Source organism: Aliiroseovarius sp. D2-2 (assembly GCF_055809455.1).
This window is the reverse complement of record NZ_CM147913.1, coordinates 1,806,764-1,828,678: the sequence shown is the minus strand read 5'-3', so window position 1 is coordinate 1,828,678 and position 21,915 is coordinate 1,806,764. Positions and strand designations below refer to the sequence as shown.

At 55.9% G+C, this 21,915-nt stretch carries 18 protein-coding genes and 1 pseudogene; 10 read left to right on the top strand and 9 right to left on the bottom strand.

Annotated features, from left to right (window positions below; all coding sequences use genetic code 11):
- Nucleotides 1-79 precede the first annotated feature (79 nt).
- Both recG and ligA read right to left on the bottom strand, forming a co-directional pair.
- Nucleotides 80-2,171, bottom strand: a pseudogene (gene recG, locus AC0L6A_RS08975) (ATP-dependent DNA helicase RecG).
- The gene (ligA, locus tag AC0L6A_RS08970) at nt 2,171-4,300 is read right to left on the bottom strand and encodes an NAD-dependent DNA ligase LigA (protein ID WP_473289398.1); all 2,130 of its coding nucleotides are present in this window, start codon (nt 4,298-4,300) and stop codon (nt 2,171-2,173) included. Before ligA ends, recG begins: the two are co-directional and overlap by 1 nt.
- A gap of 211 nt (nt 4,301-4,511) precedes the next feature.
- Between ligA and AC0L6A_RS08965 the strand changes: the two genes are divergently transcribed.
- A complete protein-coding gene (locus AC0L6A_RS08965; protein WP_473289396.1) occupies nt 4,512-5,258 on the top strand; it encodes a DUF502 domain-containing protein in 747 nt (248 codons plus the stop codon).
- Nucleotides 5,255-5,884 carry a LysE/ArgO family amino acid transporter gene (locus AC0L6A_RS08960; RefSeq protein WP_473289394.1) on the top strand — a complete coding sequence of 210 codons (630 nt, stop codon included), beginning with the start codon at nt 5,255-5,257 and terminating at the stop codon, nt 5,882-5,884. The genes AC0L6A_RS08965 and AC0L6A_RS08960 overlap by 4 nt, the downstream gene beginning before the upstream one ends.
- 3 nt (nt 5,885-5,887) lie before the next feature.
- On the opposite strand, the gene AC0L6A_RS08955 is transcribed toward AC0L6A_RS08960, so the two are convergent.
- Together AC0L6A_RS08955 and AC0L6A_RS08950 are read right to left on the bottom strand one after the other, a co-directional pair.
- Nucleotides 5,888-6,940, bottom strand: a complete 1,053-nt coding sequence (locus AC0L6A_RS08955; RefSeq protein WP_473289392.1) for a patatin-like phospholipase family protein — start codon at nt 6,938-6,940, stop codon at nt 5,888-5,890.
- A gap of 3 nt (nt 6,941-6,943) precedes the next feature.
- Nucleotides 6,944-7,729 carry a 3-hydroxybutyrate dehydrogenase gene (locus AC0L6A_RS08950; RefSeq protein ID WP_473289391.1) on the bottom strand — a complete coding sequence of 262 codons (786 nt, stop codon included), beginning with the start codon at nt 7,727-7,729 and terminating at the stop codon, nt 6,944-6,946.
- Between the two features lie 351 nt (nt 7,730-8,080).
- Between AC0L6A_RS08950 and AC0L6A_RS08945 the strand changes: the two genes are divergently transcribed.
- Both AC0L6A_RS08945 and arsB read left to right on the top strand, forming a co-directional pair.
- Nucleotides 8,081-9,901, top strand: a complete 1,821-nt coding sequence (locus AC0L6A_RS08945; protein ID WP_473289389.1) for an extracellular solute-binding protein — start codon at nt 8,081-8,083, stop codon at nt 9,899-9,901.
- A gap of 89 nt (nt 9,902-9,990) precedes the next feature.
- Nucleotides 9,991-11,010: an ACR3 family arsenite efflux transporter gene (gene arsB / locus AC0L6A_RS08940; protein ID WP_473289388.1), complete on the top strand. Its 1,020-nt coding sequence runs from the start codon at nt 9,991-9,993 to the stop codon at nt 11,008-11,010.
- A gap of 7 nt (nt 11,011-11,017) precedes the next feature.
- Here the strand turns inward: arsB and AC0L6A_RS08935 are convergent, their stop codons facing one another.
- Both AC0L6A_RS08935 and AC0L6A_RS08930 read right to left on the bottom strand, forming a co-directional pair.
- Nucleotides 11,018-11,644 carry a helix-turn-helix domain-containing protein gene (locus tag AC0L6A_RS08935; protein WP_473289387.1) on the bottom strand — a complete coding sequence of 209 codons (627 nt, stop codon included), beginning with the start codon at nt 11,642-11,644 and terminating at the stop codon, nt 11,018-11,020.
- Entirely contained in the window at nt 11,641-11,781 is a 141-nt protein-coding gene (locus AC0L6A_RS08930; protein ID WP_473289385.1) for a hypothetical protein, read from the bottom strand. Before AC0L6A_RS08930 ends, AC0L6A_RS08935 begins: the two co-directional genes overlap by 4 nt.
- Here AC0L6A_RS08930 and AC0L6A_RS08925 point away from each other — a divergent pair.
- Genes AC0L6A_RS08925 through AC0L6A_RS08915 form a run of 3 tightly spaced genes read left to right on the top strand, consistent with a single transcriptional unit; the run spans nt 11,780 to nt 15,216 of the window.
- A complete protein-coding gene (locus AC0L6A_RS08925; protein WP_473289383.1) occupies nt 11,780-13,267 on the top strand; it encodes a class I adenylate-forming enzyme family protein in 1,488 nt (495 codons plus the stop codon). The genes AC0L6A_RS08930 and AC0L6A_RS08925 overlap by 2 nt on opposite strands.
- Nucleotides 13,268-13,321: 54 nt before the next feature.
- Nucleotides 13,322-13,999, top strand: coding sequence for a DsbA family oxidoreductase (locus tag AC0L6A_RS08920; RefSeq protein ID WP_473289381.1), 678 nt, complete (start codon nt 13,322-13,324; stop codon nt 13,997-13,999).
- Nucleotides 13,996-15,216, top strand: a complete 1,221-nt coding sequence (locus AC0L6A_RS08915) for a multidrug effflux MFS transporter (RefSeq protein WP_473289379.1) — start codon at nt 13,996-13,998, stop codon at nt 15,214-15,216. Before AC0L6A_RS08920 ends, AC0L6A_RS08915 begins: the two co-directional genes overlap by 4 nt.
- A gap of 143 nt (nt 15,217-15,359) precedes the next feature.
- Here the strand turns inward: AC0L6A_RS08915 and betB are convergent, their stop codons facing one another.
- From betB to AC0L6A_RS08900, 3 genes are all read right to left on the bottom strand, one after another.
- On the bottom strand, nt 15,360-16,814 hold the full coding sequence (gene betB / locus AC0L6A_RS08910; protein WP_473289378.1) for a betaine-aldehyde dehydrogenase: 1,455 nt from the start codon (nt 16,812-16,814) through the stop codon (nt 15,360-15,362).
- 179 nt (nt 16,815-16,993) lie between these two features.
- Nucleotides 16,994-17,758: an RlmE family RNA methyltransferase gene (locus tag AC0L6A_RS08905; protein ID WP_473289377.1), complete on the bottom strand. Its 765-nt coding sequence runs from the start codon at nt 17,756-17,758 to the stop codon at nt 16,994-16,996.
- Entirely contained in the window at nt 17,758-18,870 is a 1,113-nt protein-coding gene (locus AC0L6A_RS08900; RefSeq protein ID WP_473289376.1) for a Ppx/GppA phosphatase family protein, read from the bottom strand. Before AC0L6A_RS08900 ends, AC0L6A_RS08905 begins: the two co-directional genes overlap by 1 nt.
- A gap of 299 nt (nt 18,871-19,169) precedes the next feature.
- Between AC0L6A_RS08900 and AC0L6A_RS08895 the strand changes: the two genes are divergently transcribed.
- Genes AC0L6A_RS08895 through AC0L6A_RS08885 form a run of 3 tightly spaced genes read left to right on the top strand, consistent with a single transcriptional unit; the run spans nt 19,170 to nt 21,508 of the window.
- The gene (locus AC0L6A_RS08895) at nt 19,170-19,466 is read left to right on the top strand and encodes a virulence factor (protein ID WP_473289374.1); all 297 of its coding nucleotides are present in this window, start codon (nt 19,170-19,172) and stop codon (nt 19,464-19,466) included.
- A 26-nt stretch (nt 19,467-19,492) separates the two neighbouring features.
- The gene (locus tag AC0L6A_RS08890; RefSeq protein WP_473289372.1) at nt 19,493-20,431 is read left to right on the top strand and encodes a methylenetetrahydrofolate reductase; all 939 of its coding nucleotides are present in this window, start codon (nt 19,493-19,495) and stop codon (nt 20,429-20,431) included.
- Between the two features lie 3 nt (nt 20,432-20,434).
- Nucleotides 20,435-21,508 carry a dihydropteroate synthase gene (locus tag AC0L6A_RS08885; RefSeq protein ID WP_473289370.1) on the top strand — a complete coding sequence of 358 codons (1,074 nt, stop codon included), beginning with the start codon at nt 20,435-20,437 and terminating at the stop codon, nt 21,506-21,508.
- Nucleotides 21,509-21,915: the final 407 nt, after the last annotated feature.

Here is a 21,915-nt window from a genome sequence, read left to right as displayed (position 1 = left end):
TGCTATTTTGTTCGCATATCACGGAACACTTTGTAAAGAACTTTTTAAGAACATTTGTGAACTTTAGAGAACAAAGCTGCTAACCCACTGAAATCAAACGGATCGCTTCATCCTGCCGCATTAACCATAAAAGAACGCGCGCAGCGTGCCCGCGCGGCGTGCTGAGGTCAGGGTCTTGTTGCAGCAACAGCCGCGCATCTTTTTGGGCCACAGCCATCAAACCGGCCTGATGTTCCAGATCCGCGACCCAGAACCGGGGAAGTCCCGATTGCGCCGTGCCCAGCACATCGCCAGCGCCGCGCAATTCCAGATCAGCCTCTGAAATGACGAACCCGTCTTCCGTGTCGCGCATAACCGACAGGCGTTTCTCTCCGCCTTCGGTCAACGGGGATTGATACATCAACAAACAGGTGGATGCTGCCTGCCCCCGCCCGACGCGGCCGCGCAGCTGGTGCAACTGTGCCAACCCAAAATGCTCGGCCCGTTCGATCACCATGATCGAGGCATTGGGTACGTCCACGCCGACCTCAATCACCGTCGTCGCAACCAAAAGCTTGGTCTTACCAGCTACGAACTCCGCCATTGCCGTATCTTTTTCAGATGCAGGCATTTGGCCGTGCACCAAACCGACAACCCCTTCGCCCAGTTCAGCGCGCAGATGTTTGAACCGTTCTTCGGCGGCGGTCATATCCATGACCTCGCTTTCCTCGACCAGCGGACAGACCCAATAACATTGTGCTCCGTCAGCAATCGCATTGCGCAAACGGTCCACCACTTCATCCAAGCGACCGGTGTTGATCAGCACGGTTTTAATGGGTTTGCGGCCCGGTGGCTTTTCATCAAGAACCGAGACATCCATGTCGCCATATTGCGCCAGCGCCAGACTGCGCGGGATCGGTGTGGCCGTCATGACAAGCACATCTGACGCTTGTCCCTTCGCCCCCAGCTCCATTCGCTGAGACACGCCAAACCGGTGCTGTTCATCGACTACAGCCAAGCGAAGGTCCTGAAATTCCACATCTTTCTGGAACACCGCATGGGTGCCGACAAGGATGTGAATGTCTCCAGCCTTCAAGGCCTCAAGCTTGCGACGACGCTCGGCTCCTTTGTCACGACCAGTCAGGAGCTCGACAACAACGCCGGCCTCATCTGCCAAGGGGCGTAAGCCTTCCAGATGCTGACGCGCCAGAATTTCGGTGGGGGCCATCATGACGCCCTGCCCGCCAGCCTCGACCGAAACCAGAAGCGACATCAGCGCGACCAACGTCTTTCCGGATTCCACGTCGCCTTGAAGCAATCGGTTCATCCGCGTGCCTGCGGCCATGTCCGCGGCAATCTCATCCACGGCCCGTGATTGTGCCCCTGTTGGCTTATAAGGCAACGCAGCCAACACTTTGTTGCGCAGCGCGCCCGTTCCAACGCTGACCCGCCCTTTGCCACGTCGCACGGTGGCCCGCGCCAAGGCAAGTGTAAGTTGGTGAGCGAAGAACTCATCATAGGCCAAGCGGCGGCGCGCGGCTGTTTGGGGGGATAGATCATCAGGCCCCTCGGGCGCATGGGCCTGCATCAACGCGACATGCCAATCGGGCCAGTGTTCGCGTTCTTTCAGCGCTGGATCGACCCAGTCTTGCAAGATCGGCAGGCGACTTAGAACATCACCAACGCCCTTCATCACCGTTTTCCCAGTCACGCCCGCCGTTAATCGATAGACGGGCTCAAAATCGGGGTATCTGCGCGGCCTCGTGTGGCGGCAGGATGAAATCGGGATGCACTATCTGCACCTTGCCGTCGAAATGTTCGACCTTGCCCGAAATCACGCGCTTTGCGCCCTCAGGCAGTTGCTGTTCCAACCAGCGCGCATTGGCGTGGAAGAACACGAGCTCAAACGTGGTTAATGGATCGCTGACCTCAACCCGGTATGGTGCGTTGCGCGAGCGACCAGGGCGATGTGCGTTCACTTCGATCTCGACGGTCGCCATATCTCCGGGCTGCACCTCGGTCACCGAGGCGCGGAACTTGCGATCAATCCCGGCGTGCGGCAGCCAGAACAGAAGGTCTCGCGGCAGGGTAATCCCCAATCCTTCCAAAGCCTTAGCCGTCTTTGGCCCAATGCCACCAAGCGTTTCAAGCTCGGCGAACAATGGAAACAGGATTTCAGGCCGGGTCGACATTACGCATCCCCAATCAGCTCAAGCCAACCATCTTCGTCGATGGTTTCAACCCCAAGATCTGCGGCTTTTTTGGCCTTGGACCCTGCCCCGGGTCCCGCCACCAGCAAATCCGTCTTGCCCGAGACCGAGCCTGAAACCTTAGCCCCAAGCGCTTCAGCCCTGGCCTTCGCTTCAGCGCGGGTCATTTTCTCAAGCGACCCTGTAAACACGACAACTTTGCCCGCAACCGGGCTGCCATCTGTTTTGGGGGCTTCAATGGGTTGAATGTCCAATTGCTCTACCAAACGGTCGATCGAGGCGCGCTCTCGCTCTTGCGCAAAGGCCGCGACCAGTGATCCGACCATCACAGCACCCACGCCGTCAATGGACACCAAATCATCCCACTCGGACGTGTCAGGCTTTGCTGCCGTTACAGCAGCCTCAAACGCATCCCACGTGCCATAATGGCGGGCCAGAAGATTGCCGGCACTTTCACCAACATGTCGAATGCCAAGTGCAAATATCAATTTATTTAAGGGGATTACACGTCGTTCTTCAATTGCTTCAAAAAGCTTTTCGGCGCTTTTCTCACCCCAGCCATCGCGGTTTTTTAAACGTGCCAACTGCCCGGCATCACGGGTTTTCAGCGTAAAGATGTCGGCGGGTTCGCGAATTGGCAGGCCTTCGTCGTGATAGAACATCTCGACCTGTTTTGCGCCCAGTCCATCAATATCAAACGCACCACGGCTGACGAAATGCTTCAACTTCTCAACAGCTTGCGCGGGGCAGATGATGCCGCCGGTACAGCGGCGCACCGCATCGCCCTCATCCCGGATCGCATCTGATCCGCATTCCGGGCAAAGCTTCGGAAACTCAAACGGCACCGCATCCGACGCACGTTTCGTCAAATCCACATCCGAGATTTTTGGGATCACATCGCCTGCGCGGTAGACCTCGACCCAGTCCCCAACACGGATGTCTTTGCCATCGCGGATTTGGGCCCCTGTGTTGTTGCACCCCGCGATGTAGTCTTCGTTGTGAAGTGTGGCGTTGGACACCACAACACCGCCCACAGTCACCGGCGCCAGCCGTGCGACAGGTGACAACGCCCCTGTGCGGCCGACTTGAATGTCGATGGCTTCCAAACGAGTCCACGCCTTTTCCGCCGGAAATTTATGCGCGATGGCCCAACGTGGCGTAGTGGACCTGAATCCCAATCGCGCTTGCAATGACAGGTCATCCACCTTGTAGACGACCCCGTCGATATCATACCCCAGCGTGGCACGCTGTGCTTCGATCTGCCGATAATGCGCCAGCAAATCTGCAAGATCATCGAACCGTTTGGTTAGCGGATTGGTCTGAAAACCAAGTTCCGCCAATCGGGCCACGGCCCCCATCTGCGTCTCTGCCAGCGGTGCGGACAATGCCCCCCATGCATATGCGAAAAACCGAAGCGGACGATCGGCAGTGATCGAGGCATCAAGCTGACGCAAGGATCCGGCTGCCGCATTGCGCGGATTGGCGAAGGTTTTCCCCCCACGCGCAGCATAGCGTTCATTCAGATCGGCAAAATCCTCATGCGACATGTAAACTTCGCCGCGGACCTCAAGAACATCTGGGGCATCCTGAAGATATTGCGGTATATCTTTGATAGTTAACGCATTTTCAGTGACATTTTCGCCAACGGCACCATCGCCCCGCGTGACGGCATGCACCAGCTTTCCACCTTCATACCGGATCGAAAGGGACAACCCATCGATCTTTGGTTCTGCCGTGAAAGCAAGCGCCGCATCGCCCGTCAAACCGAGGAAAGACCTGATACGAGCCTCAAATTCTTGAACATCTTCGTCAGAGAACGCATTGCCCAGTGATAACATCCGCACTTCATGCGCAATCTTACCAAACCCGTCTGAGGGCGCTGCCCCAACCTGATCGGACGCACTGTCAGCGTGTTTCAAATGTGGAAAGCGTTCTTCAATCTCGGCATTGCGGCGCTTGGCGGCATCATAATCTGCGTCCGAAATATCGGGCGCATCTTTGCCGTGATAGGCCAGATTTGCAGCATGCAGCAGCTCTGCAAGGCGCGCGAGCTCTTCCTGCGCCTGTTCATCAGTCAGTTTAGAAACGGCAATCTGGCGAAGCTTGCTCATCTTGGGTCGGCACCTGTTGGGTTGATCACTTTTAAAAGAGATAGGCGCATCTACGATACGACGTCCACCCCCTACCCGACCAGATCGCACGCAAGCCCTTGAAATTCCGCGACCCGATCGGACAGAAGGATACAAATAGATAACGCATGCTATTGCCGATCCGGCCCCAAGCACATAAGTTTTACGCAAGAAGAAATGGGAACCCTCCTACATGCACGAAGAAGACGACCACCACAGGCGCAAGTGGCGCCCCTTTACCGGTCTGCGCAACAACTTCCTTGCGGGCCTCGTGGTCGTGGTTCCCATTGCCATTACCATGTGGATGATTTGGACCTTCGTTGGCTGGATCGATAGCTGGGTTTTGCCCTTTGTACCTGCGTCTTATCACCCGGACGCACTGATCGATTGGCTCTTTGGTGATAGCACATGGTTCAAGATGCTGTTCGGCGAGGACGTGCGCGTGAATGTGCGCGGTTTGGGCGTTGTGGTCTTCCTGATCTTCACCGTGCTGGTGGGGTGGATCACCAAGGGCTTGATCGGACGCTCATTCTTGTCCTGGGGCGAACGGCTTGTGGATCGTATGCCGGTCGTGCGGTCCTTGTATAACGGGTTGAAGCAGATCGCAGAAACCGTGTTCAGCCAATCCACTGACACGAAATTCGATAAGGCGTGTCTTGTCGAATACCCACGCAAAGGCATTTGGGCGATCGCGTTCATTTCGACCAAAGCAAAGGGTGAAGTGGATATGCGTATTCCTGTGAACGAGGATATCATCTCGGTCTTTCTGCCAACGACGCCCAACCCCACTTCTGGGTTTTTGCTGTTCGTTCCGCGCCATTCTGTGGTCGAACTGGACATGACCGTCGAAGATGCCGCCAAATTGGTGATCTCGGCCGGGTTGGTTTATCCAAATTCCAAAGACCCCTCTGAACCTGTCGACGGCCCCGAAAACGTATGAGCTTTGCGCCTGCACTGACGGGGTTTGCCACTGGCTTTTCACTGATTTTGGCGATCGGGGCACAAAACGCGTTTGTCCTAAGACAAGGGCTGATGAAACAGCACGTCTTCTGGCTATGCCTGTTTTGCGCAGCCTCTGATGCGCTTTTGATCGCAGCAGGCGTTGCCGGTTTCGGCGTATTGGTCGAGGCGATGCCATCCCTGCCGCTGGTCATGGCGCTTGCCGGTGCAGCTTTCCTGATCATTTACGGGCTTATGCGCTTTCTGGCAGCGATTAAGGGCAACTACGCGATGGAGATCGCGGGCAAGTCGCGCGGGCTTTGGGCCACTTTGGCCATTGCCGCAGCGTTTACTTGGGCGAACCCGCATGTCTATCTGGATACGCTTGGGTTGATCGGAGCCATTTCGACCTCATACGCCGATTGGAATACGCGCATCATCTTTGGCGCTGGTGCGGTGATCTCAAGCTTCGTTTTCTTCTTCTCGCTGGGCTATGGCGCGCGGTTCTTGGCGCCCATCATGCAAAAACCCGCCTCGTGGCGGGTTCTTGATGTGATCATCGGCGTGGTCATGTGGGCCATTGCGGCGAAGCTGCTGCTTGGTGTGGTGAACGGAACGCTACACTAAACGTCAGCCAAACATCTCTTCCAGATCGACTGTACTGTTGGTGTTCAGGTCATCCCGATGCGCAGACAAAAACGCCTTTGCAGCGTTGCGCCCAGCTTCTTTCAACCGTGATAGCATCACAGCTGTGGGGATCATCTTGGTTGCAATCGACAAATCCCGCATCAACACATCGTCCGAGATCATGTGAACCAAAATATCCCGCATTTTATCAGACGACATCTGTCCTTCAGAAATCAGGCGCTTCACAAATCTGATCGCACGAAGCTCGCGCAGCAAAGACGAGTTAAAGCTGATCTCGTTGATACGGTTTTGAATATCCTGCCCCGTGGTTGGCACATCCGGTCGGAACAGCGGATTGATGTTTACCACAACTAGATCCGCGGGAAGCGTACGATCGAAAAGCGGGAACAGAGCCGGGTTGCCTGTATAACCACCGTCCCAGAAGGCCTCGACCTGTCCGGTTTTGGGGTCCTCGAACTCGACGGCCTTAAACACCGTTGGTAAGCATGCAGACGCCAAGATCGCATTGGTCGAAATCTCGTCGCCTTGAAACACCCGAATTTTGCCAGTTCGGACGTTGGTCGCGGACACATAGAGACGCGGGCCAGTATTTGCGCAGACCTGATCGTAATCAAACACATCCACCACTGACTTCAATGGGTTCACGTAAAATGGGCCATATGAATAAGGGCTCATCACTCGGCTGGCCATATCAGCCCATGCAAAGACCGGTGTCGCTTCAAGCGTCTGGCTGATCAGGTCACTTTGCGGTGCAAACTGCGCAAACCATGAGGTCAGACGCAGATCATTCACGCCAGCAAGCCGATGCCAAAGCGCATCAAGCGCGGCGCGGGCCGCATCGCGATCCTGCCCCTTGCCATCCGAGACAAGTCCGGCCTTTAGCGCGGCACCATTAAGCGCGCCAGCAGACGCACCCGAAATCGCAGCGATCTCGATCCCTTCGTCTTCCAAAAGGCAATCAAGCACGCCCCATGTGAAGGCGCCATGCGCACCGCCGCCTTGAAGGGCCAAGTTAATACGTTTGGGGGATGCCATGATCTACAGCGCTGTCCAGCCGCCATCGACCGAAATGGTCGTGCCGGTGATCTGTGCCGCTGCATCGGAACACAGGAATGTGGCAGTGCCACCCATCTGCTCAACGGTTGCAAAATCCTTCGAGGGCTGACGGGCCAACATAACCTCACGCACCACCTGATCGCGGTCCATACCGTGCGTTTTCATCTGGTCGGGAATCTGGCTTTCCACCAATGGGGTCAAAACATACCCAGGGCAAATCGCATTCACTGTGATCGGATCTTCAGCGGTCTCAAGCGCAACGGTCTTGGTCAATCCAACCACGCCGTGCTTGGCCGCCACATAGGCCGACTTATAGGGTGATGCGGTTAGACCATGGGCCGATGCGACGTTGATCACCCGCCCCCAGCCATTTGCCCGCATTTGCAGCACGGCAGCTGCCGTGGTGTGAAAAGCCGAGCTCATATTGATCGCGATGATCGCATCCCACTTTTCTACTGGGAAATCTTCAACCGGGGCCACGTATTGGATGCCGGCGTTGTTCACCAAAATATCGCAGCGCCCGGCCTTCTCAACCAATGCGCGGCAATCGGCGGCTTTTGACATATCGGCCTGAATATAGCGAGCAGTCACGCCAAATTCCTGCGCAATGGCGTCCGCGATGGCATGGTCTTCAGGCGAATCGGTGAACGAGTTAAGAACGACATCTGCCCCGGCGCGCGCCAGTTCCCGGGCGACGCCAAGCCCAATGCCGGAATTCGATCCCGTAATGACAGCAGTTTTACCTTCCAACGACGTAGTAATGGCCATGTTTGCGTTCCTTATCCACCAAGTGAAATCTGTTGCAGTGCAGCATAACGCAAGGAATCCAAGGTACCAGTGCTTTCAACGGGGGAAAAATCACAAAGGAATCACCCAATTCTTCGCATCAAACGAAACACGGGACGATTGGATTTCTGCATGGAATGCGCCATAAAAAAAACGCCCGCACAAGGCGGGCGTAAAGTTATTGAGGCAGGTTTCATACAGGCAAGAAACCTATCGAGCAGTGAATTCTTTATAAGCGGTTCAACGCCTTTATCCAAGCTAAAAGTTTGAAAAGACAGATTACCACCACTAGTCTTTCCCAAACAAATCAGGGACGTGAAGGATTGTTGCGCCATGAGAACAAATATAACCCATAAGCTTCGTGGAATGATCGCAACGGGTGCGATTACTCTTTCTGCGGCGTTTGCAGTGCACGCGGAACCCATGCACGGAATCGCGATGTATGGCACACCCGCCCTGCCTGCTGATTTCACCGCCCTGCCGCATGTGAACCCCGATGCACCCAAAGGTGGGCGCATCACCTTTGCCGAGGCCGGAAGCTTCGACAGCCTTCATCCCTACATTCGGAAAGGCAGCACCCCATGGCAGCTGCGCTTCATGCTGGCCGAAAGCCTGATGGGACGTTCCTATGACGAACCGTTTACGCTTTACGGTCTGCTGGCTGAAAGCGTCGAAACCGATGACGCACGCACATGGGTCGCGTTTACCCTGCGCGAGGATGCCCAGTTTTCGGATGGGACCCCGGTGACCGTGGAAGATGTCATGTGGTCTTATGAGACTCTCGGCACCAAAGGTCACCCGCGTTACCATGGGGCTTGGGGCAAAATCGCCTCGATGGAGAAAACCGGCCCGCGTTCGATCAAGTTCACGTTTAACACCGAAGATCGCGAGCTGGCATTGATCCTTGGCCTGCGTCCAATCCTTAAAAAGGCACAGTGGGAGGGCAAGGATTTCGAAGCCTCTGGTGTTGATGTACTGCCGATCACCTCTGGTCCTTATGTGATTGGGGATTTTGAGCCGGGTCGCTATCTGACGCTGAATCGCAATCCTGATTACTGGGGCAATGACGTGCCCTTCATGCGCGGACAAGCCAATCTGGATGAGATCCGCTTTGACTACTACGGGGATGGTGGCGTGACCTTTGAGGCTTTCAAAGCCGGAGAAGCGAATACCCACCGCGAAACCAACGAGCACAAATGGGCGACGCAGTTCGATTTCCCTTCCGTCCAATCAGGCGACGTTGTGATGTCAGACATCCCACATCAGCGCCCCACTGGCATCAAAGGCTATGTGATGAACACGCGTCGCCCAGTCTTCACGGATATTCGCGTGCGCGATGCCATGATCCACGCCTTCAACTATGAATTCGTGAACCAGACCATTCATGGCGGCACCAAGAAGCGCATTCAGTCCTTTTTCCACAACTCGGTTCTGGGCATGGTGCCCGGCTCTGAGGCCGACGGTAAAGTCCGTGCGCTTCTTGACCAGTTTGCGGATGATCTGCCCGCAGGTGCGATCGAAGGCTACGCGGTGCCCACTTCTGACGGGTCCGAGCGGAACCGCGCAGGAATTCGCAAGGCGATGGGCTTGATGGAAGAAGCCGGTTGGACCGTTCAGGACGGTGTGATGAAGGATGCCTCTGGCACGCCATTCACATTTGAAGTTCTTCTGAAAACCGGTGCGGATGAGAACCGGCAGGAGATTGATATCTTCATCGCGGCCCTGTCGCGTCTGGGCATTACACCCTCGGTCACATCGGTTGATAGCGCGCAGTACAAAGAACGGACCACAGCCTTTGACTTTGACATGGCGTATTACTGGCGCGGGCTGTCGCTGTCGCCAGGCAATGAACAAAAGCTGTATTGGGGTGCCGGAAGCTCTGACACCGAAGGGTCGCGCAACTGGATGGGTGTGACCAATCCGGCGATTGATGGGTTGATTGACGCCATGTTGACGGCTGAAGATCAGGATGGGTTCCGCGCCGCCGTGAAGGCCTTGGATCGCGTGTTGACCGCAAGCCGTCTGGTCATTCCGCTGGGGTATAACGACACGTCCCACATCGCCCATGCCAAACAACTGCACTTCCCTACCCGCGTCCCCATGTATGGCGACTATCTTGGGTTCCAGCCCGAGACGTGGTGGTGGGAAGAATAAGACGCGCTTAGCGCTTGAACTGACACCGGGCGGCGGCTACCGCTATACGCAACATTGTTTGCCGCATAACTTGCCGCCCGGAGGTCATCATGGGTCTTTTTGAACGTTACCTGTCACTGTGGGTGGGCCTGTCGATCGTTGCGGGCGTTTCATTGGGCAACATCGCACCTGATCTTTTCGCCTTGATTGCTGGGTTTGAAGTCGCGCGGGTCAACCTTGTTGTCGCCGTGCTGATCTGGGTGATGATCTATCCCATGATGGTGCAGGTCGACTTTGCGTCCATCAAAGATGTCGGCAAACGACCGCGCGGATTGGTTCTGACGCTTGTCATCAACTGGCTAGTGAAACCCTTCACGATGGCTGCCCTTGGTTGGCTTTTCTTCCGGGTGATATTTGCGGGGCTCGTCGATCCTGACACTGCAAGCGAATACATCGCAGGCATGATCCTTTTGGGGGTCGCACCCTGTACCGCCATGGTCTTTGTCTGGAGCCAACTGACCAAAGGCGACCCGGCCTACACGCTGGTGCAGGTCAGCGTAAATGATGTGATCATGATCTTCGCCTTTGCCCCCATCGCCGCGTTTCTGCTGGGTCTAACCAACGTCACCGTGCCTTGGGAGACGTTGTTATTGTCCGTTCTGCTTTACGTGGTCTTGCCATTGGTCGCAGGCATCCTGACGCGGCGCAGCCTTGCGGCAAAAGGCGATGCGGCCCTTGCGGGGTTCTTGGCTCGGCTGAAACCATGGTCCATCGTGGGACTTCTGGCGACAGTGGTTTTACTGTTTGGCTTTCAGGCACAAACCATATTGGCGCAACCGCTGGCCATCGTTCTGATTGCCATTCCCCTGATGATCCAAACCTATGGGATTTTTGCCATCGCCTATGGCGCAGCGAAAGCAATGAAACTGCCCCACAACATCGCAGCACCCGCCTGCATGATCGGCACATCGAATTTCTTTGAACTGGCTGTGGCCGTGGCGATATCGCTGTTCGGCCTGAATTCAGGCGCTGCGCTGGCCACTGTGGTGGGCGTGCTTGTTGAAGTGCCCGTGATGCTGTCTCTGGTGGCCATCGCCAACCGCACGCGGCACTGGTTTCCCACCGCTTAAACTCGGTTTAGGTCAGCGAGGTCACCCAAAGGATCAACGCATCCTCTTCGCTGATCGAGGTCAAATTATGCCCCATCGAGGCGTCATAATAGGCGCTGTCGCCCCGGCGCATCTCAACCGGTTCATAGAACTCTGTGATCAGACGCACAGCCCCGGTCAGGACATACAGAAACTCTTCCCCGTCATGGCGCACCCAGCCGTCAAACTCGTCAAAAGACCGTGCGCGCACGCGGGCCCGATAGGGCAGCATGGTTTTCTTGGTCAGCGCGCCTGCCAACATCTCGTGTTCATAAGTCGCGGTTGGGTGGGCAACGCCCTCGCCCGATTTGGTGACCGCCATGCGGCCCGACACTTGCGCAGACTTCGGCGCGGTGAACAGTTGCGGCACCGAGATCTCAAGCCCAACCGCCAGCTTCTTCAGCGCTTCATAAGTGGGCGACATCTGACCGTTTTCGATCTTCGACAAGGTCGACCGGGCAAGCCCTGCCTGCCCTGCGGCTTGCTCTAACGTCCAACCACGAGATTTACGCAGATCCCGCACCCGTTGCCCCAGATCCAATGGGCTGGGATCGGGGATGTCTTCACCGGATTCTCGCGCTAGCTTGATCAGGCTGGGTTGGTATGGCTTCGTCATGCCCCTTGAATACAGACAATTTTGGGTGATGCAACCACGCCGCTTGCATCCAGTGCCATCCCTTGGCACATCAGAACAATGATCTCGGAAATACGCCCCTCGAAACCGCTGCCACCGGCTCCAACGCCGTTTAACATGGCACAATACGTTCTTCGTCATGCGGCAAAGCTTGGCGACAAAACCGCCTTGGCGATTTTATCAATCGACGGCGCAAATGATACCCGATGGAGTTATGCCCAGCTTGAACGTGCCGTTCGGGGCGTCGCAACGGGTCTTCTGGATCAGGGGCTGTTCCCCGGAGATCGCGTTTTACTGCGCTTGGGCAACAACGTCGATTTCCCGCTGGGTTTTCTGGGGGCAATCGCGGCGGGATTGGTGCCGATCCCCAGTTCATCCCAACTGACTGAAACTGAGATCACCAAAATGGCCGATCTTGTGATGCCCTCGTTGATCCTTGCCGATCCCGGCATTGCACTGCCAAACGCCTGCACGTGCCCGGTGATTGATACAAAAACTCTGCACAGCTTCGCAGAATTGCCCCCAGCAAGCTTCCATCAAGGAAATCCCGAGCGTCCGGCCTACATCATCTTCACCTCGGGCACCTCGGGGCAACCACGCGCAGTGGAACATGCACATCGCGCCATTTGGGCGCGGAAGATGATGTGGAATGACTGGTATGGCATCACGCAGAACGATCGGGTCATGCACGCGGGCGCCTTCAATTGGACATATACATTGGGTACCGGATTGATGGATCCTTGGTCAGTCGGCGCAACGGCCCTGATCCCGGCTGCAGGCAGCAAACCGGAACAGCTCGCCACGCTTTTGAAACGCGCTGACGCAAGTATTTTCGCAGCTGCACCAGGTATTTATCGGCAAATGCTAAAGCACGACTTGCCAGCTTTGCCGCATCTTCGCCATGGGCTGTCCGCCGGGGAAAAACTGCCAGAGGTTACGCGCAAGAACTGGGAAAGCCAGACAGGCACCCCGGTTCACGAGGCATTTGGCATGTCCGAATGCTCAACCTTCGTGTCAGCGTCACCCGCGCGTCCAGCCCCCAAAGACGCGCTGGGCTTTGCGCAATCGGGGCGGCATTTGGCCGTCTTGTCCGATGACGGAACACCCCTTCCACTGGGTCAGGCTGGAATTCTAGCAATACACCGAAGCGACCCCGGATTGATGTTGGGCTACTTAAATGCCCCACAGGCCACCAACGAGAAATTTCGCGGCGATTGGTTTTTGACAGGCGACAGCGCGTCGATGTCGGAAAATGGCGCGATTTTCTACGAAGGCCGATCCGATGACATCATGAATGCAGGCGGTTTTCGCGTCTCACCGATCGAGGTCGAGGCCGCCATGGCACAACACCCCGGCGTGCAAGAAGCCGGCTGTGTTGAAGTTTCCGTGAAAGCGGATGCAACGGTGATCGGGTGTTTCTATATCCCAACGGCTGACCCCATTGACGAAAGTGACCTGTCGCGCCATGCGCATGCCCTGCTTGCCCACTACAAATGCCCACGCCTGTTCCAACCCGTCGACAGGCTGCCACGATCCACTAACAACAAGCTCTCACGTGCAGTTTTGCGCCTATCGGTTGAGGAACAGTCCCAGGATATCTCCTGACCTCTTCCCAATCCTCTCAATCCCAGATAGAGCTTGTCTCCATAGGAGTTTTACATGATCCGCTTGGATGTATTTTCTGACCCGATTTGCCCTTGGTGCTACATCGGAAAGACAAGATTAGATTACGCATTGGAAACGCGCCCTGAACACCCATTTCAAATTCAGTGGCACCCGTTTCAGCTAAATCCCGAGATGCCACCGGAAGGCATGGATCGGCGTGAGTATCTGGAAGCCAAGTTTGGCGGCCAGCAAAAAGCCGTCAAAGCCTATCTGCCTGTAATCGAAGAGGCTGCGGCTTCTGGGCTCGAGATGAATCTTGAGGCGATCAAGCGCACTCCTAACACCATGAACGCGCATCGCCTGATCCACTGGGCCGGGCTTGAAGGTAAGCAAAATGCCATCGTAGATCGCCTGTTTCGCGCTTATTTTGTTGATGGCCGAGACCTTGGCGACCCAAAAGTATTGTGTGACATTGCCGGCGGTGCAGGTATGGACGCCGAGATCGCCGCGCGGTTGTTAGCGTCATCCGCAGATGCCAGTGATCTTCTGGCCCGAGACATGGACGCACGAAAGAAAGGCATCAATTCAGTGCCAACATTTGTGATTGCAAACCAACATGTTGTCCCTGGTGCTCAGCCAATCAAACTCTGGCAGCAGGTCATCGACGAAATCGTCGAAGAGCTGAAATCTCAGGATGCCACCGCTGATGGAAACGGGGCAGCATCTTCGTGAAGCCACGCACCTTCCCTCCGGTCAAACCGCTGCATCTGCGTGAATATGTGCTGCTTATGGCAGCGCTGTTTTCCATGGTGGCGTTTTCGATCGATTCCATCATGCCCGCCCTGCCCGAGATCGCATCGCTTTTGGTGCCCGAAGACGTTAACCGGGCGCAGCTTCTGATCAGCTCGTTCGTCATTGGCGCGGGGGCTGGGCAGCTTATCTTTGGGCCCCTTTCAGACACGATCGGGCGGCGTTGGTCTCTGGCGCTGGGGATGGTTCTTTATATGTTTGCGGCCTTCGCTGCCCTTTGGGCGCAATCGCTCGAAGCCTTGTTGTTCTGGCGCTTTGTTCAAGGCGCTGGTGCTGCAGGGCCACGCACGTGCGGAATGGCGATGACGCGCGACCTTTATGAAGGGCGACAGATGGCACGGGTCAACTCGATGGCCTTTACCTTCTTCGTTCTGGTGCCCGCAATTGCACCACTGATTGGCCAATGGGTCGTATTGGGGTTTGGGTGGCGACACATGTTCACCACCTACATTCTATTGGCCATCGTTATTCTGACTTGGTTTTTATTGCGCCAACCGGAAACTCTGGCGCCAGAGCGCCGCAGACCATTGTCCCCGCGGCCAACGGCTGAAGCATTTGCAATCGTCCTGAAAAGCCGCGTGACGCTTATCTACATGGCCGTCATCACCTTCGCATTCGCGCAACTCATGGCGTTTATCAGTTCCGCCCAGCAGATCTTTGTCGATGTCCTTGGCGCGGGAACGAAATTTCCGATCTATTTTGCATTGATCACAGTCTTTTCAGCTGCATCCGGGATGCTGAACGCGCAATTGGTCATGCGCATCGGAATGCGTCGTCTGGCGCAGGCTGGGTTCGCGACACAAACGCTTCTTGCAGGGATGACCCTGATTTATTGGTATTTCTACGAGCCGCAGGGAACCACTGCGCTGATCGTTTTTTGCCTCTGGGCTACAACGCTGTTCTTCTTGAACGGTTTGAGCTTTGGCAACCTGAACGCGCTAGCAATCCAGCCACTTGGGCATGTCGCGGGTACCGCCAGCGCCATTATCGGGGCACTTCCAACTGTCGCTGCGATAGCGATTGCTGCACCCATCGGGCTTAGCTTCAACGGGACCCCTCTTCCACTGTTGACCGGCGTCACCATCTGCTCGGGCCTTGCTTTGGCCATTATGCGTCTTGACCGACACAACAACAGTTAGAGTTCCGAACGGGCGATAATCAGGCTAAACCGAACAGCACGCACGGACGGACCATTTGTTCCATTTCACATCTAATCTGGGCCCCAAAACAGAAAAGCCGCCCAAGCCAATTGGCTGGGCGGCTTTTTTTGCATTTCACATTGTTAGAAAGGCGCTTCCAGATCGCTCAGGCGCACATAAACCGTTTTTAGTTCAGTATAATGCTCAATTGCGGCTTTTGAGTTTTCGCGGCCAACACCGGACGCTTTAGAACCTCCAAACGGGGCTTCAACAGGCGCGTCATTATAGGTGTTGATATAGCAGGTGCCTGCTTCGAACCCGGCAACAACGCGGTGCGCGCGGGTCAGGTCATTGGTAAAGACACCCGCGGCTAGACCGAATTCAGTGTCATTGGCGCGGGCCATGACCTCGGCCTCGTCATCGAAATCCAGAACCGACATGACAGGCCCAAAGATCTCTTCGCGTGCGATAGCCATATCATCCGTAACATCGGCAAAAACGGTGGGTTGCAGATAGAAGCCCTCACCATCAATCCGCGCGCCGCCATAGGCTAGTCGCGCGCCCTCTTCCTTGCCCTTTTCGATGTAATTCAACACGATGTTCAACTGACCTTCGCTGACCATCGGCCCAAAAGATGTATCTGGATCAAGCGGGTCACCAATCACAGCGCCGTCCAAACGTTCGGCCAGACGTTTCAGAAAAGCTTCCTTGATGCCCTTTTGAACGAAGACCCGCGTGCCGTTCGAACACACTTGCCCCGAGGAATAGAAGTTCCCAAGGATCGCGCCCGATACAGCGTTTTCAACATCGGCGTCGTCAAAGATGATCATGGGTGACTTGCCACCCAGCTCCATCGTGACGTGCTTCATGCCTTCCGCGGCGGCGGCATAAACTTTGCGGCCCGTCGGCACAGAACCAGTCAGCGAAACCTTGGCAACGCGATCATCCGTCACCAATGCGGCGCCCACATCGCCATAGCCCTGAATGACGTTGAAGATACCCGCGGGCGCGCCGGCTTCCATCAGGATTTCGGCAACCTTCAATGCAGAAAGCGGTGTCGTTTCCGAGGGTTTAAAGATCGATGTGTTGCCACAGGCCAAGGCAGGTGCTGCTTTCCAGCACGCGATCTGCGTCGGATAGTTCCATGCGCCAATACCAACGCAAACGCCAAGCGCCTCGCGCCGAGTATAGACGAAATCGCCATCGGGCATCTGGATGTGTTCACCTGTCAGCGACGCGGCCAACCCGCCGAAATATTCCAGCGCATCTGCGCCAGACGTCGCATCCGCCACGCTGGTTTCTTGATAGGGTTTACCAGTATCCAGTGTTTCCAGAACCGAAAGGTCATGGTTGCGCTCGCGAATGATATCTGCGGCGCGGCGCAGGATACGGCCACGTTCTGTCCCGGTCATCGCCGCCCAATCGGATTGCGCCGCCTTCGATGATGCGATGGCTTTCTCTACAATCGCGGGGGTGGCTGAATGCAGCTTGGCGATAACCTCGCCCGTTGCCGGGTAAATGACGTCGATTGCAGCGCCTGCTGTGTCTTCAACATATTCGCCATTGATGAAATGGCTGGCTTGAGGTTGCGCGCGCATGTTCAGTGCCTTTCGAAAGCGATCCCACAGGCCTGCGGGAATCGTGGTTCTGATCAGTTTCGTTCATTTGTGTCATGAGGGATCATCGTCTTCTACTCAAAAGACGACAAGAGAACGCCTGCCTTCGACCTTATCAACAACGACACATGCACCGCGTAGGAACATTCAGGAAATGACAGTTAGCCTTTGAAACCCATTGCCACGACGAACTTTTCAGAGCTGTCAGAACGGCTTGAAGGTGGCTTCACGTTCATCACCTTGTTGAACTTCGCTTTCAGCAGCTTTTGCAGCTCACCTTCAGCGCCACCGGCCAGAACTTTCGCAACAAAAGTCCCACCTTCGTCGAGCACATCAAAGGCAAAATAGGCCGCCGCTTCGCACAGCGAAATGATACGCAAATGGTCGGTTTGTTTGTGGCCTGAGCTTGAAGCAGCCATATCGGAAATCACGACATCTGCCTTACCGCCCAGCCAGTCCTGAACAACCTTGTCGGCGTCATCTTCCATGAAATCCAGCTGTTCGAACCGCGCACCCGCCAAAGGTTCGACCTCTTGCAGATCGACCCCCAGATATGTGCCAATCTGCTTGCCTGACTTTTCGCCCAACGCATTGATCCGCGGCACGGCGACTTGCGCCCACCCACCGGGTGCACAGCCCAAATCGACCACCCGTGCGCCATTGACCAAGAAGCGATATTTGTCGTCCAGATCCATGATTTTGTAGGCCGCACGTCCCCGATACCCTTCGGCCTTAGCACGCTGGACATAAGGGTCGTTCAATTGCCGCTGAAGCCAACGGGTCGATGAATTGCGACGACCCCGTGCGGTTTTCACCTTCACAGTCAGGTCGCGCAGACCACGGCCCGAGCTTTTGCGCGTACGTTTCGAGTATTTATTGCCGCCACCTGAGGTGCCGCCCGACTTACCGTCATCACTTTGAGACATCAGAAAGGTCCGCCTTCCAACACACCGTCCGAAGACATTTGAGAATAAAGTATACCCTCGCGCAGGCCACGATCGGCGACGCTTAGGCGATCCGTTGGCCACACGCGCAAAAGCGCCTGCAAAATGGCCGAACCGGACATGATCAACGATTGGCGATCCCGTCCAATATGAGAGTTCACACGCCGCCCCTTTGGCCCCATGGCCAGATAGCCCTGGATCACACGTTCGATCTGGTCCGAGGTCATGCGAAGCCCATCAACGCGGGTTCTATCGTATCGACGCAGCCCCAAATGCGTTGCGGCCACTGTCGTCACAGTGCCTGACGTCCCGATGATCTGGAAACCCTCACGTGGGGGTTCATGATGAAACGGGCTAAAGTCGGCCAGTTGTTCTTCAAAGTGCACCGACATCAAGGCATAGCGCCCAGCATCGTCGTCAACATCGTCAAACATCTCACGCAAAGTGGCGACACCCAGTGGAACCGAAATCCAATCAACAACACTTGCGGCCGGGAAGTCACCAATGCCACCCTTAAAGCCCCGGCCCATCCGCATAATGGATTGCGGGCGGTCAAGTGGGGGCACTTTGGACAGGTCGATCCAGACAAGCTCGGTCGAGCCGCCACCGATGTCGACGACCAAAAGCTGTTCAGTCTTAGTCGACACCAAGGGCGCACAGGACACCACGGCAAGACGCGCTTCTTCCTCGGGCTTGATGATTTCAAGATCCAGACCAGTATCGCGGCGAATACTGTTCATAAAATTCTTGCCGTTGGACGCACGCCTGCAAGCTTCGGTCGCCACAAGGCGCATGCGTTTCACATCATGCTTGATCAGTTTCTTACGGCAAATACGCAGCGCTTGAATGGTGCGCGTCATGGAGGAACGACTAAGCCGCCCGGACGCTTCCAGACCTCGGCCCAGCTGAACCGATTTCGAGAAACTGTCCACGACGTGAAACTGACTGCCCTTAGGTTGGGCAATCAGCATACGACAACTGTTCGTGCCGAGGTCCAGTGCCGCATAGAGGCTTGCTGGATCCACGGTAGATGGCGCGGGGGCTACAACCGCTTTCGGGAACACGCCCGCACCTTTGGGACGCTTGGGCGTCATAGTCTACGCCCTCCATTTTCGAGTTGCTTCCAAGATAGGGTCTGGGCAGCCCAGTAGCAATCCCTAGCGAACGTCAAATGCAACACTCTTGCGTAAGGTCATAATTTTCATGAATCGATTTCACAGTGGGGTGCATGGCCTGCGCGCAGCAAATTGCGTATGGCGTAGGGGCGGATCGCGCATTCCGAAACCTTGTGGACCGGTGGACGTCGCTTGTGAAACCCGGCGTGTCGAAAATCGACGCCGAACCAGCGGGCTACAAGATTAGGAATAAAGAACAGAGAGAGGGAGAATCGCACATGCCTGACGTGACCATCGTTTATTGGAGGGACATTCCCGCCCAAGTGATCGTCGGCAAAGGACGCCGGGGAAGCAAAGCTCCCCTGCCCGAGCGGTTTGAACAGGCCATTGACCGGGCCGCCATGAAAGTGAACGCGAAAGACAGCGACGCTTATTTGGCGGAATGGCGCAAGGCAGATTCCTTCTCTGTTGAAGGTGACCCGCAAGAGATTGCACAGGCCGAGGCTGCGCGCATCGATGCGGAATATGACAAAGAGCGGCTATTCGCTCTGATTGGCAACGACGGATGGGCTTGATCCCACCCTCTATCAAGGAGGCAGCCATGGCGCTGTTGAACTTCCGCAAGAAGCCGACCGAAGGTCAGGCCAATGCCGCATCCCCCGAACTTCAGGCTTTCCTGAAGGGTTACTCGATCGAAGTCATGCCCCGCACGGCCACCAAGGTCGAGGATTTCCGCGACCTGCTGCCTGAAGGCACCCGCGTTTACATCGCACACATCGAAGGCACGCCAATCGAAGACATGGTTGCCACCGCCAAGCGCATCAAAAACGAAGGCTTTGACGTGATGCCGCACTTCCCGGCGCGCATCATCAAAGACAAGGCCACTTTGGCTGACTGGATTGCCCAGTATCAGGGCGAAGCGGACGTGAAGCAGGGCTTGATCCTTGCCGGCGGCGTTGCCGAGCCTCATGGAGAGTTCGACAGCTCAATGCAGCTTCTGGAAACCGGTCTGTTTGATCAGGCGGGCTTTACCAACCTGAACGTGGCTGGTCACCCGGAGCCCAATCTGGATATCGACCCTAAAGGTGGGCGTGCCAACACCTATGCTGCGCTGGACTGGAAGCAAGAATTCGCCAAACGCACCGATGCGGATATGGCGCTTGCCACTCAGTTCTGCTTTGAGTCTGAGCCCGTCATCGCATGGGCCAACGAACTGGCTGAACGTGGCATGAACCTGCCAATCCACATCGGCATCGCAGGTCCAGCCAAGCTTCAGACCATGATCAAGTTCGCCATTGCCTGCGGTGTTGGTCCATCCCTGAAAGTGCTGCAAAAACGCGCCAAGGACGTATCGAAGCTGCTTTTGCCGCATGAACCCGATGACATCCTGAACGAATTGGCCCTGCACAAAGCTGCCAACCCCGATTTCAACATCTCTCAGGTGCATTTCTTCCCGCTGGGTGGGATCAAAACCAATGCCAACTGGGCCATCAACAATGGCGGTGACAACACTGCCCCAGTCAACGCGACCAAAGGATAAACCATGACCCGTACAATCGTCGAAAGCGCTTCTAAGACCTCGATCATCGGCTTTGACCAGCCGTTCTCGGTCATTGGCGAACGGATCAACCCGACGGGCCGCAAGATCCTGAACGAGGAACTAGAGCGCGACGATTTCAGCAGGGTTGAGCGTGATGCGCTGGCACAGGTGGCCGCAGGCGCAACCATTCTGGACATCAACTCGGGCGCGGTCTTTTCGAACAAGATGGCCGAAGACCCGCGTTATGCTGACAACAACTTTGTTGAACCGGACCTGATGCGCAAACTGGTCGAAACCGTTCAGGCCGTGACCGATTGCCCGCTTTGCATCGACTCGTCCGTGCCCGGCGCGCTGGAGGCCGGTCTTGCTGCCGCAAATGGTCGCCCGCTTTTGAACTCGGTCACCGGCGAAGAAGAACGGTTGGAGCTGGTTCTGCCTCTGGTCAAGAAATACAACGTGCCAGTCGTTGCCATCTCGAACGACGACACCGGCATTTCGGAAGATCCGGAAGTGCGCTTTGCTGTTGCGAAGAAGATCGTGGAACGTGCGGCTGATTTCGGCATTCCGGCGCATGACATCGTCGTTGACCCACTGGTCATGCCGATCGGCGCGATGGGTACGGCTGGTCTTCAGGTTTTTGAACTGAACAACCGTCTGCGCAATGAACTGGGTGTGAACACAACCTGTGGCGCGTCCAACATCTCGTTCGGCCTGCCCAACCGTCACGGCATCAACAACGCGTTCCTGCCGATGGCCATGGCCACCGGCATGACATCCGCGATCATGAACCCGATCGCCCTGCCCGTTGGTCCCAAAAAGCTGGCGGAAAAGAAGGCCGAGATCGAAGCCAAGGGCATCATCGTTCCGGCCGACATGGATGATGAAACCTTCTGTCAGCTGTTCGGGCTTGGATCGACCCAACCCAAAGCCGGTAAGGAAATGGAGGCCATCCGTGCCGCCAACTTCCTGACCAACAATGACGAAGGCGGGGCCGAGTGGATCCGGTTCAACTCCTCCAACGCGGGCGCTGCTGGTGCTGCTGGCGGACGTCGCGGAGGCCGCCGCCGTCGCGGTTAAAGCTTACGACATTCCAAGACAAAAAGCGCGCCCATCATGGTGCGCTTTTTGCATTTCATTGAATAACAACAATTATCTCGTGCTCGACAACGCCGTCGGAAGAGCTACATTTAGAGGGTATCCCTTTCTCTACCAGAATAGCATCTATATAAGGTTCGCGCGCGGCGTATTCGGAACCGTCTTTCAGAGTCACATACCCCCACATAGCGTGGGGTTGGAAAATTGAATGCACATCACATCGCCCTAGTATGACGCGCATTTCCTCCCAGCTTACAACCTTGGCCTCGGGATACGGATGGTAAAGCGCGGCACAACCAGACGAAGCGCAAATTGCGACGAGTAGAGCAAACAAGCTTAGTTTCATAGAATTCACTTTCGACTGACAGCGTTTTGTCACGCAACCTATG

Coding starts and splice junctions, on each gene's coding strand:
- AC0L6A_RS08885 (WP_473289370.1), top strand. CDS start 20,435: ATGACCCGTACAATCGTCGAAAGCGCTTCTAAGACCTCGATCATCGGC.
- AC0L6A_RS08935 (WP_473289387.1), bottom strand. CDS start 11,644: ATGACGAAGCCATACCAACCCAGCCTGATCAAGCTAGCGCGAGAATCC.
- arsB (WP_473289388.1), top strand. CDS start 9,991: ATGGGTCTTTTTGAACGTTACCTGTCACTGTGGGTGGGCCTGTCGATC.
- AC0L6A_RS08890 (WP_473289372.1), top strand. CDS start 19,493: ATGGCGCTGTTGAACTTCCGCAAGAAGCCGACCGAAGGTCAGGCCAAT.
- AC0L6A_RS08930 (WP_473289385.1), bottom strand. CDS start 11,781: ATGTTAAACGGCGTTGGAGCCGGTGGCAGCGGTTTCGAGGGGCGTATT.
- AC0L6A_RS08905 (WP_473289377.1), bottom strand. CDS start 17,758: ATGTCTCAAAGTGATGACGGTAAGTCGGGCGGCACCTCAGGTGGCGGC.
- AC0L6A_RS08945 (WP_473289389.1), top strand. CDS start 8,081: ATGAGAACAAATATAACCCATAAGCTTCGTGGAATGATCGCAACGGGT.
- AC0L6A_RS08900 (WP_473289376.1), bottom strand. CDS start 18,870: ATGACGCCCAAGCGTCCCAAAGGTGCGGGCGTGTTCCCGAAAGCGGTT.
- AC0L6A_RS08965 (WP_473289396.1), top strand. CDS start 4,512: ATGCACGAAGAAGACGACCACCACAGGCGCAAGTGGCGCCCCTTTACC.
- betB (WP_473289378.1), bottom strand. CDS start 16,814: ATGCGCGCGCAACCTCAAGCCAGCCATTTCATCAATGGCGAATATGTT.
- ligA (WP_473289398.1), bottom strand. CDS start 4,300: ATGAGCAAGCTTCGCCAGATTGCCGTTTCTAAACTGACTGATGAACAG.
- AC0L6A_RS08925 (WP_473289383.1), top strand. CDS start 11,780: ATGGCACAATACGTTCTTCGTCATGCGGCAAAGCTTGGCGACAAAACC.
- AC0L6A_RS08950 (WP_473289391.1), bottom strand. CDS start 7,729: ATGGCCATTACTACGTCGTTGGAAGGTAAAACTGCTGTCATTACGGGA.
- AC0L6A_RS08895 (WP_473289374.1), top strand. CDS start 19,170: ATGCCTGACGTGACCATCGTTTATTGGAGGGACATTCCCGCCCAAGTG.
- AC0L6A_RS08955 (WP_473289392.1), bottom strand. CDS start 6,940: ATGGCATCCCCCAAACGTATTAACTTGGCCCTTCAAGGCGGCGGTGCG.
- AC0L6A_RS08960 (WP_473289394.1), top strand. CDS start 5,255: ATGAGCTTTGCGCCTGCACTGACGGGGTTTGCCACTGGCTTTTCACTG.
- AC0L6A_RS08920 (WP_473289381.1), top strand. CDS start 13,322: ATGATCCGCTTGGATGTATTTTCTGACCCGATTTGCCCTTGGTGCTAC.